Origin of the sequence: Effusibacillus consociatus, assembly GCF_042652925.1 — a bacterium.
GTDB lineage: Bacteria > Bacillota > Bacilli > Tumebacillales > Effusibacillaceae > Effusibacillus > Effusibacillus consociatus.
Map to the genome: position 1 here is coordinate 1 of NZ_JBHSHC010000038.1, position 10,716 is coordinate 10,716.

General features: G+C 49.2%; 7 protein-coding genes. 1 reads left to right on the forward strand and 6 read right to left on the reverse strand.

Features of this window, described 5'->3' with window-relative positions; translation table 11 throughout:
* Positions 1-459 precede the first annotated feature (459 nt).
* A complete protein-coding gene (locus tag ACFO8Q_RS06210; RefSeq protein WP_380024865.1) occupies positions 460-774 on the forward strand; it encodes a hypothetical protein in 315 nt (104 codons plus the stop codon).
* Between the two features lie 303 nt (positions 775-1,077).
* Here ACFO8Q_RS06210 and istB read toward each other — a convergent pair whose 3' ends face one another.
* From istB to ACFO8Q_RS06240, 6 genes are all read right to left on the reverse strand, one after another.
* Complete coding sequence (gene istB / locus ACFO8Q_RS06215; RefSeq protein ID WP_380024866.1) at positions 1,078-1,860, reverse strand: IS21-like element helper ATPase IstB; 783 nt, start codon at positions 1,858-1,860, stop codon at positions 1,078-1,080.
* A complete protein-coding gene (locus tag ACFO8Q_RS06220) occupies positions 1,857-2,300 on the reverse strand; it encodes a Mu transposase domain-containing protein (RefSeq protein ID WP_380024867.1) in 444 nt (147 codons plus the stop codon). The genes istB and ACFO8Q_RS06220 overlap by 4 nt, the downstream gene beginning before the upstream one ends.
* A gap of 21 nt (positions 2,301-2,321) precedes the next feature.
* Positions 2,322-3,095 (reverse strand): IS21 family transposase, encoded by a 774-nt coding sequence (istA, locus tag ACFO8Q_RS06225; protein ID WP_380024868.1) that lies wholly within the window; start codon positions 3,093-3,095, stop codon positions 2,322-2,324.
* Positions 3,096-3,465: 370 nt separating this feature from the next.
* Positions 3,466-3,819 (reverse strand): hypothetical protein, encoded by a 354-nt coding sequence (locus ACFO8Q_RS06230; RefSeq protein WP_380024869.1) that lies wholly within the window; start codon positions 3,817-3,819, stop codon positions 3,466-3,468.
* 284 nt (positions 3,820-4,103) lie between these two features.
* Positions 4,104-4,466 carry a hypothetical protein gene (locus ACFO8Q_RS06235; protein WP_380024870.1) on the reverse strand — a complete coding sequence of 121 codons (363 nt, stop codon included), beginning with the start codon at positions 4,464-4,466 and terminating at the stop codon, positions 4,104-4,106.
* A 17-nt stretch (positions 4,467-4,483) separates the two neighbouring features.
* The gene (locus tag ACFO8Q_RS06240; RefSeq protein WP_380024871.1) at positions 4,484-10,639 is read right to left on the reverse strand and encodes a DNRLRE domain-containing protein; all 6,156 of its coding nucleotides are present in this window, start codon (positions 10,637-10,639) and stop codon (positions 4,484-4,486) included.
* Positions 10,640-10,716 lie beyond the last annotated feature (77 nt).

Here is a 10,716-nt window from a genome sequence, read left to right on the forward strand (position 1 = left end):
ACGCTGTCTTTTCAAGGTTTTTACGAGTTTCTTTCCACTTTTCGAAGATCTTTGAATTTAAGAGCCTAACCTAGAGAATGCAAAGATAGACCCTCGAAAACTCACAGACTACGCTCTAAGGACTCTAAGTAACGTTGATGCACGAAAGTGGTATCTTGAACAAGAAGCAAAGAGCAAAGATTTAATTGATCCTAATTTACCGCTTGAACAACAGGCTAGACAGGCTTTCGAGTTAAGAAATCAGTTTAGAACGCAGGCAAGGGAATTAATGGCTGACAGGGAACTAGCAGAAAAATTGATGGTTGAAGAGCCGAACCTAACCTGGGAACAGGTTGTTCAAAAGGAAAAAAATAAGGGGTTAAGTGGTGATGATATCTACAGATATATAATTGAAAGCTCACAGCGGTCAAGATCAAGCGTTAATCAATCCCTAGGATTAGAATAGGAAGGTAAACTCTTATGGCGATTATTCTAAAAGAGGGCGAAAATGAAAAAGGATTGATCGAATTTTACTTGGTAGGTCTGGAGTGTTTTGATGACTTTGACGCTGTTTTGGATGTGCTAGTTAATGTAAGTAACGCCAAAGTCATCGAAAAAATCGATGGAATTTATTCCAGGATTGGGAAATTAGAAGTCAAAGATACTGAATTTAAATTGATATACCATGAGGATGTGGGAATCTATCTGTATGTAATTAACCAATCACCGGCCAGTAACAATCTGTTACGAAAAATATTACAGAATTTAGTTTCTGTTTTAGAAAAGTCGTTATAATCATTTCATGAGCCATAAGGAATTTTCTCCTTATGGCTCAACAAACCTTTGATGGTGCAGTACAACATGCTGTTTTTACAAATAATTTGGCACGGAGATCTGCGGAACACTGGTGCTAGTCTAAAAAGTGGACACAGCGAACAGAGAATGACAAAATAAAAGTTCTTGAAGTTATACGACTCAACTTTCGCAGCTTAATTGTCAAGATCAAAAGAAAGTTCCTCAAAAAGATCAATCGAAAATTCCCCAGTATGATCGGTAGATGCCCCCTATGGAGGCAGTTGTGATCCAAAAACCTCCAAACTATTCTGGTTTCCTGTCATTCTCTTCTGGCCGGAAGAATCCCGCTTTTTTCTTCTCCTTGATCCGATAGCTCTCTCCTTTGATGTTGATGGTCGTGGAATGGTGAAGCAGCCGGTCCAGGATCGCCGTGGCAAGCACAGGATCTCCGAAAATCTCACCCCACGAACCGTACGACTTATTGGACGTCAAGATGATGGAACCTTTTTCGTACCTCTCCGATATGATTTGGAAGAAGAAATGGGCGGCGGACTCTTCCATTTTTCGATAGCCAATTTCATCAATGATCAACAGATGCGGTTTGGTAAACACTCGCATCTTTTGTTTGATGGTGTGGTTTTGGTCCGCTTGTTGGAGCGTCTGCACGAGATCATGTGCTGTCGTAAAATACACCGTGTACCGCTGCTTGATCGCTTCTAAGGCCAGTGCGACCGCCAGATGGGTTTTCCCAACACCCGGTGGCCCAAGAAAAATCAGATTTTCCTGGTGTTCGATAAATCGCAGAGTGGCAAGATCCCGAATCCGCCGCTCATCGATGGATGACTGAAAACTGAAATCAAACTGCTCCAGCGTCTTGTGGTAAGGCAGATTGGCCAACTGGGTTCGGGTACAGATGTACCGCTCCCATTTCGCCGCCAACTCTTCCTGCAGCAGCTTGTCCAGAAATTCAAGATACGATAGATTATGTTTAGCCGCTTCTTCGGCGTGGTGGTGGAGAATTTCCGGAATCCTTGTCCAGCCAAACTGCTGAAAGGCGTCTTGCAAGCGTTCCTGGATCCCGATCATTTGATCACCGCCTCGTCGGAGAATTGGTCATAAATGGATAGATCCCGTTGAACCACTTCGGGGACTGGGGTGGGGAGGAGTTTGGGCATCGGGGTGGGCGCCCGATGATGCCCATGGGTTCGCAGTCCCTCGAAGTGTTTTTTGTCGATGACGAGCTTTCCTTTTCCGACCGCCTTTGCGTGCTCCGCAATCAGTTCCTGCCCGCTGAAGATCCGGATCCGTCCGTTTTTGTCATCCTGAACATGAACCATCTGACCCACAAAACGGAAGGGAACGGAGTAACGGTTGGCTTCAAAGGATACCAGACAGTCCGTCGACACTTTGAGGGTATGGCGATCTACCACCTCAAATGGCGTCGGATTCATTGGCTTGAGTCCTTCCTTTGGCCAACGGTCAACAGGACGAACCTGTGTGGTTCCATGGACACGGACGTTTGCCACCTGATCGAGCCATTCCCTTGTCTAGCGGTTGAGATCGTCCAGCCCAGTGAATGCACGCACCCTCGGCCAAAAGTTCTTGCGGACATAGCCAATTCCGTTTTCGACCTTCCCCTTGGTCCGAGCCCGGTAGGGGCGGCAGCTCTTGAGAAGAAAGCCGTGGTGGCAGGCAAAGCGGTCAAACCGTTCGTTCCAAATGGGATGTCCCTGCTCGTCTCTTCCGGTGATGACGGTTTTCATGTTATCATATAGCACCACCTCCGGACGTCCTCCAAAGTATTCGAACGCCCGGACATGACAACCGATGAGTGTGTCGAGTTTTTCGTCTTCCGTAAACTCCAGATACATCATCCGAGAATATCCGAGAACCATGACAAAAGCATAAATCCGTTTTTCTTTGCCATGCCAGTCCACCGTAAATCGTCCCCAGTCCACCTGAGCCTGGTAGCCGGGATTCGTTTCGAATCGTACGGTGGCTTTGTCAATCACGGTAGGCCGCAGCGGTTTCATAAACAGGCGAAGCGTGGTGATTCCGCCGGTATATCCTTTCGCTTTGATCTCTTCCAGGATGACCCTGGCATTCAGGCATCCTTCCTCCATTCGTTGACGAACGTAATCCTTGAATGGATCCAGCTTACTCGGGCGAGAAATCCTTCGACGATAAATTTGGGGTTCTTTTTTGTTCAGCCACTTGCGGATGGTTTTCCGATCCCGGCCCGTCTCCTGGGCAATCTGGGTAATCGTCATACCTCGTTTTCTCATTTCGTGAATCATGAAAAACTCCCCATTCTTGACCATATTTCTCTCTCCCTCCAAGGAGAGAGATTGCGATGTAAGTGGGGAATTTTCAACTGATTCTATTGGGGATTTTATAATTGATCTTCACACAAATTCACTGCCGGCAAAATGCCGAATGGTTCAATCCTAGCGTAGCAGAGTCCCCATCGAATCCATAGGTGGGGGCTTTTTGACGCTTACGGATTTACTGTTTGTCCCATTTTATTCATGTAAACCGCATATCCATTTGGATATCGATTGGTGGGATCCATAATCCTTACACCAGTATCCGTCCGCTCAAATCCGCCATGTTCCTTCGCTACAACTGTACAGGAGAACCCCCAAGAATCAAAGATTCTTGGGGGTTCTATAATGATATAAGCAAGAACACCTAATCAATAATCATTATCTCTCCTGTTTGAAAATGGATCTCCGCCGCCTCTGGAGTTTTAAAATCTGCTTCTCTCAGGGAAATATGAATTATCTCGGAGCTATCTAACTCAAAAATTAAGCATTGTCCATTTTTTATAACGACGTTTTTTATCACATGATTTAATAAACGATCTTTATTATGGTCGTCCAATTGTTCTTGTTTGTCTACCGTTTTCCCGTAAGTTACCGGATTATATATCCCGATAGAGCATTTATCGGTTAAAATGTCCCAAAAATCAAAGGTTCCGTTTGTAAATACCCTTTGGACTTTGGAAATTTTACAATTGATAATATCATTAATTGATTTACCCATTTTTATCCACCTCAACTTATGGCAGAGGATAATGACTCAGAGTGTTTGGTAGGGGCTTTCCGGTATATGGATCTACTCCTTGTCTTGGATTATTCACATGTCCATATTTAACATAACCATTCGGATAACGAGAAGTTGGATCCATTATTCGAACAGAACCAACTTGACCATTTCTGCCTCCATAACCCCCAATTTGTTCGATACTTTGTTTTAGATTGTCTGACAGCATAATAACCCCCTGAACCGTCAAATTCAGGGGGATCAGCAAGGGGTTTATTTTGGTCTTACCATACCCATAACTCCCCGTTTTCAGGATCAAACATCGCTGCTTCAGGTCCTTCGTAATCTTCGTCTCTTAAGGAAATTTCTAATGCCGCATTCTGTTCAAAAACTAACCGGATTACCTCATGTTCTTGGATCTCCGTTCTTTGTACCTCTCGTCCGATTAGAGAACAGAGAGCATCACGATAACCAGGTGTTTTAATATCGTACGAAGTACCATTCACGGTGATGACAGGCAACGTAAAAGCAGTTAAGGTTGGCCCGTCAAATCTAAGTTGTATATAATCTCTAACAAATTCGACGGAACTCATTTCACGCCCTACGAGTATTTGAAGAATTGATTGCCCATCTGATAAGGAAGACATTTATTAGCTACCTCCCACTACTTAAGGGGGATATGTCCCCAAGGATCGGTTTTTCCTTGAGTAGTTCGACCGGTGAAAGGATTTACTGTTTGCCCCATTCTATTCATATAAACCGCATATCCATTTGGATATCGATTAGTCGGATCCATAATTCTTACACCAGTAACCCTCTTATCAAATCCATGTCCTCCGCTGCCACCTGTGTATGAAAAACCTTTTCCATTATTAACTGGTCCAGGTCCGGTAGCACCTTTTGGTACAGGCACAGCAGTGCCACCAGGTGAAACAACAAAATCTGTGGAATACCGCGGTTTTAGCATTGACCCAATGTTGTCTCCTGCAACAGGTTTGTCAAGAAGACGTTTACCAGTCCCCGTCGTGGCAGCAGTCGCAATACCTTCACCCGCACGGGTACCAGAAACTGCTCCTGCACCTTTCGAAGCGATTCGGTCCGCCTCTCCGACTATCCGTGCGCCTTCCGCTACATGAGCTGCCTCGCCCGCCGCTTTCGCCGCACGCGCCGCTAGCGACAGGCTGCCAACCGGAATCGCGGTCGAAACCACATCAAAGGCGATCCATGCTGCGTTTTCCCAGGTCGGGTTTTGAATAAAGGATACGACATCATAAACCAGAAACGCAACATCCAAGATCCACTGACCGTCCGGATCTACATACGAAAGGGGGTTGTTCCCCGCGTACGTATAGTCCGGCAATAGGGTCGCGGGATCGACGCTCAGGAACCGGCCGACTGCCGGATCATAATAACGACCGTTGAGATAATACAACCCTGTGGCATCATCGTATCGGTAGCCTGCGTAACGATAAGGATTTAATGACGCTGCGGGACCGGATTGGCTCAGGAGCTTTCCCCACGCATCGTATGTGTACGATGCCACGACCACTCCATTTCCATCCGTTACCTGCACGATATCGCCATGCGCGTTACGGACCGTGTAATAGGTCGTCCCATTTACCGTCAAGCTGAGAAGTTGTCCGGCCGGACTCCACGTATAGTATTTGGTTACGGTTCCGGATCCGTCAAACTCCGCCAATACCCGGTTGCTCTTCCCGTCATACAGGAACTTGGTGACCTGGCCGTTGACGGTCTGCTGCACGCGGCGGCCCCTATCGTCATATTGATACGTGGCAATGACTCCGCCTGCCGCATCATCCACCTCAACCAATCGATTGGCCGCATCCCATTTATAATTATAGACACGGTTCCACGTGACATTTCCATTCTGATCATACGTCCACGGTTTCGAGACATCCCCATCCACCACTACCAGCTGATTGGCTGCATCGTACTGATAGGTCGTCGTCTTGACGATGGTGCCATCCGGCTGCTTCTCCTGACGTTGGGTAAGATTTCCAAGCGGATCGTACGTATACGTCACCGTATTCCCGTTCGGAAGGGTTTCCGAGGCCAATTGACCTTTGGCTGTATACGTATAAGACCGCGTTTGGCCCGTATGGTCCGTTATGGACGTAATTTGACCGTTTGCGTTGTACCCATACTGGAAGGTGGAGAGCACCTGTCCCGTACTGGTTTGGTTTCGCACTTCCGTCACACGGTAGGCGTTATCATATGCCAAGCGTTCGGTCACACCGTTCCCGGATTGCAACATCGACAGCTGCTTGTTCTCATTGAAGAGAAATTTGCTGACCTTCCCATCGGCATCCGTTACTGTAACCGGTTGATTCACCTGGTTGTAAGTGGCCGATTGGGTTTTGGTGAGCGTTCCGACTGTCAATTGGTTTTGTGTGACATTTCCCGATGCATCGAGGGTATAGGAGATCGTTCCCACTCCATCCGCCCAACTCGTCATTCGATTGAGCGGGTCATACGCTGCGGTCCAAGTCCGATTCTGGGCCAGATCCTTGACCGACGTAACGTTTCCGTTCGCATCCAGGCCGTACTGGTATCGAGTGGTGCCGTTAAAAGAGACATCCGTCAGACGATTGGCTTTGTCGTAGGAGAAGGAGAGCCGGTTGTTGTTCGGCGTCAGAATCTCCTTCAGTCTACCTGCCGGTGTATAGGTGTAAGTCGTCTGCCGGTTTAACGGGTCGGTCAGGGACGACACTTGGTCCAACGGATTGTAAGCAAGCTTTGTTTGATTGTAAACCGTTGCTCCGGTCGGATCGGTGCTCGTGATACTCACCAGGTTCCCGTTGGCATCGTACCCGTAGGAAACCTTCAGGTCATTTCCGGGAGGGGCCACCGATGTTACCCGATTCATGGAATCATAGGTGCTTGTCGTGATATTTCCCAGCGGGTCGGTTTGCTGGGTTACATTCCCCGCACGGTCGTAGCTGTACGACGTGCTGTTCCCAACCGGATCCGTTTTTTGGGTCACCCAGGTATTTGAAGAGTCGTAACTGTACTGGGTCGTGACCTTGCCCACCTGCAACCGTACATTATCAAAATAGACAGTACCTGTAGCATTTCCTGTCATCAGGACCGGGCGAATGTATTTTGTACCTGCTACAGCGCTGCCCGCGACAAGTTCCGCACTGAGACGCTGCCAGTCATTGGTTCCCGTCAGGCTCTGGGAAGCCGCTTGCCCGATCAGCGTTTGATTGGCGTCATACTCCTCGATCTTAATATGGGCGACCTGAGCCGAAAGCCCCGACGTCTTCACAAAGGCGGTCAAATTATACGTCTTTGTACTGTCGTAGGGAATGAAATTCCCGTACGTGATCCCTGACCAGTTGGTGGCGTTGGCGATGGAAACTGCACGGCCTCCGGCGTACACGTTCGGGGAACTTTCCCAGGTGTTCGTGCCAAGAGAAGATGGACTCCAGTTATCCGGCCATGTAAAACCCCGTTCAAAGCTTGCATTGTCCACCAGGTTGTAGGCCGTATCGACCGGGTTCTTCTGCAGTTGAATGGCATCAAACAGCGAATTCCCAGCACCTGTTCCGTTCGAGACGGCCAGTTTGACACGAATGGCAGCCGTTCCGGCAGGAAAATCAGCCCCCCGGATGATGGTGGACCAGCGCTGCCAATTCGCCGCCCCTTGCGGATTCAACCGGCCGACCTCGCCCAGCTGCGCCCCGGCGCTATCGTAGGCAAGTACGGAAAGCACCGTCGACTGGGTACCCGAAGTTTGGGCAGACTTTAGGTAACCCGAAAGCACATAATCGGCTGATGTGTCTGCCGGTACCGGATCGGAAACGATCACCGTATAGGCCTGCGCGTTACCTGAAGAGGCGGACAGATTCAAGGATTGGTTGCCAAAAACCGCGTCGGAACTGAGACTCCAGGTATTTTGCTGGCCTGCGCTGTAACCAAAGCGAACCGGCAAGCCGTTGCTCTGAACCGCCCCTTCGAAGCTGCTGTTATCGATCAGGTTGTCCGCCCAGCCCAGAAGATTCGTCTCTTTCACGACGTTTCCGTAGCTGTCATTTTCCTGTGCCTGACTCGTAGCGTACGGATCGCGGGCGGTCAGGTTGTTGCTGCCGTTATCGTAAGTGTTTTTGTATGTCCCGCCGTTCACCCCGGTGTACTGCGTCAAATTCGATTTCTGGTCCCACTGGAAACTCTGTTTTCCGCCCTTTGGGTCGGTTACCTGAACCAGATTCCCCGAAGCAGCATCGTAAGAGAACGACCACGTGTTGAGTCTTGGGTCCTGATGGGACGCAAGCGTGTTCGGGATATTGGGATCCCAGGTAAAGGTATCTGTCAGATTGAGTCCTGACGGGTCTAGCTGCGATTTGGTCACGTTTTGGTTGTCATTGTACGTATACAGGATTTTATTCCCTTCCCCGTCATAGCTTGCGGACTGCATGGTGGACGGGTTGGCTGTATACTGGCTGCCTGATACAAAATCGGTCGCAGATGCCCCTTCTTCCACCTGCACAGCGTCAAACCAACTCGTGCCGCTGCCATTTGTGCTGGCCGCGGCTACTTTGACATACACAGTCGCCGTATTGGCCGGCAGTGCTGCAAAGTTGGCAGAGGGAACGGTGGCGGTAACTCGCTGCCAGTTTTGCGGACCGGAAAGTGCCGTGCGGCCAAATTCCCCCAAACTGTTCCCCGCCGCGTCATACGCCAAAAGCGATAGCACCGTTGTCTGAGTGCCGGATGTCTGCGTGGCTTTCAAATATCCACTAAGTGTATAGGTTCTGGAAGGATCGACCGGAATCGGATCCGAGACAAACACGGTGTAATTGGACGGATTGGCCGAAGACGTATTGATCTTCAACGTTTTACCGAAATTGGAACCGGAAGTGGCATCGAGAGATGCTTGCCCCGATTGACCGCCGGCCAATGAAAAATGATCCGGCAGGCCGTCACCGTCAGCGTCGACCTCAAAATTCGCATTTGTCACCGCATTTATTGGGTTGATGGCCATCACGCGATCATCCGGCGTGTACGAATAATAAGTGACGGTTCCCTTTGGGGAGACGGAAGCAATCAGATTATGATTGCTGTCATACCGGTACTGAACAGCTGTTCCATCCGGTGCTGTCACTTGCATTAAATTCCCGTTGCCGTCGTATCCATACATCCATTTTCGTCCGGCAGGATCGGTTGCAGAATCCACTTTTCCATTCGCGTTATAAGCAAGGCTGATGGCGTGTGAGGCTGCATCCTGGATGCTGGTGACTTGCCCGCTTGCATTATAAGAAAAGGTTAACGAATTCCCAGAAGCATCCCGAATCTCTTTGATCTTTCCGCTGGACTTGTCAAAGATATATTGGGTATAGTCGGCGGTGATAACGGTTGCGGTGTTGCCTGAAACACTCAAGTTCCAGAACAATCCGGGCGGTGAAGCATAGCTGCCATCCAGGTTCTGGGCAAAGTAATGAACGGTTCTATCCCCGTCAATCAGCCGGGCTGGCCCACCGACCGGAACATTGAGACGCATGTCAATGACCGAGTTCCATCCGTATCCAAACGGACCTTCGTAACTGGAGCGGCTATTGTAGGTGCGTTTTAGTGATACGGCTACCCGTCGCCCCGGGAAACTGATATCGGTAGCCGATAAAACCAGGTTCCGGTTCCCCATGTTCACAGGTCCGTCAAATGTCCAAAACGGCTGTTTTCCCAAGCCATCCACCGTATAGTTTACGGTAAGATACGGATGGTTCGCAGGGGTGTTCGGATCGTCAGTAGCCAGTAATTCCCTGACAACCAATGTTTCATCCGCATACTTTAACTCAACCCCATAATTGGCTTGCGTTCCGTTATACCACTCCCGGACAAGCCCGGTAATCGGAATATCCCAATTTGCAGGGGTGGTATTGGAGGCGGTATACGATCCGTCAACTCCCCCAACCGTCGGCTGATTGCTCCAAGTAACGGAATTTCCGGTCCAATCCTGTGTAATGCGGTGGGCTTCCACCACAGGCGCCTGATTGGTCACATACACCGTGGTATTGGTTACAGTCAGCGTTGCACTCGATATGACAGCCCCGCTAGGAATACTTGGAAGATTGAACCAGTAGAGAGACCGGGTTGTGCCGTAATTTACCGCTTGTCCCACATAAATATGGGACCAGTTTCCATAATTGGAATTTGGATTCAGGCTGGAGATAAACGTATCATCGACTTTGGGACTGTCCTTTGTCACAACTGTCGGATCGAGTTCAATCGGGAATGCTCGATTGGGATCCTTGACCCAGTTGGGATCCACCACCACATCCAATACCACGTTCCCGGCACCATCCGTTCTCAACTGATAAGATGCAGTTATTGAACGATGTTTCGCATCGACCAAAAACGGTTTTTGCAAAACGAAGAGAGGTCCCTTCTCGCCGGTTTTGTAGAAAGCCACTGTTCCGTCGGGCTGAGGCTGGTACGTCAGGTTTTCCAGTTTCAGTTCGTACGAGAACGTCGTTGGAGCCTTTGCGCTTTTTAGCACGATCGTTTCCTTCAGACCATTGGGGATGACCGCGTAAGAAAGGTCGGTATCGGTGGCTGCATTCACATAATCAATCCGGTTGCCCTTAGCAATTCCTTTTACCGCAAGCCCGAAGGTGGGACGGAAAGACAGCGCGGAGCCTTTCTCGGCCACCCGAAAGAACCCACCATTCGCCACCGGTGGAAGGTCGACTGAGAATTTGTTCGACTTATTTTTATAGGTTCCATTCGAATCCGATGCCAAGTTTGAATCAATCGGAAGCCACTTGCCGGTTTGACCGTCCTTATAGTGCACCGGTTCCATATACACCTTTTCGCCCGGGTTCGACAGTATAGGCCTAAAAGTAGGCACCCCAAGGGGTGCTGTGGATAACTGAAATC